This is a genomic window from Pseudoflavonifractor sp. 60 (genome assembly GCF_009911645.1).
Classification (GTDB): Bacteria; Bacillota; Clostridia; order Oscillospirales; family Oscillospiraceae; genus Lawsonibacter.
Window position 1 is genome coordinate 1 of the sequence record NZ_QWKI01000354.1, and the last position, 495, is coordinate 495.

1 protein-coding gene is annotated in these 495 nt (G+C 63.0%); it reads left to right on the top strand.

Annotated elements, in window-relative coordinates; all coding sequences use genetic code 11:
• Nucleotides 1–15 precede the first annotated feature (15 nt).
• Nucleotides 16–495: hypothetical protein (locus D1646_RS22355; RefSeq protein ID WP_160638521.1), on the top strand; the 480-nt coding region annotated here is incomplete at its 3' end.

Consider the following 495-nt stretch of genomic DNA (forward strand, 5'->3'; position numbering starts at 1 on the left):
CGGGAGGGCTGGAGAATGAAAAAATGGACGCGCCTGGGAGCGGCGGTGCTCACCCTGACGCTGTGCCTGGTGTTCGGCGTTCTGCTGCTGAGCTGTATGAAACCGATGGAGGACCGGGCCTATGACCTGTCCCTGGGCTGGACAACGGAGGCCATGCCGGAGGGCTGGGTCTACAATCAAAAGGGCTGGACGGTGTTTCTCCAGGAGGGGGAGACAGTGACGGAGCTGACCCCGGACGGCTTCGGCGGCTTTGACCGCCTGGACGAGCCGGGACAGACCTTCTATTTTTCCCGTGTGCTGTCGGAGGAGGTGGACGGCCCTACCCTGCGTTTGGACGCGGCAATCAGCTCCGTGGCGGTTTTTCTGGACGGCGCTCTGCTCTATACCGACTGCCCGGAGCTGGATCACCGCATTGGATATTTACGCCTGCCCATGCTGGACTGGGTGCGGGAGGAGCCGGTGCTGGTGACGCTGCCCCAGAGCTATCAGGGCAAG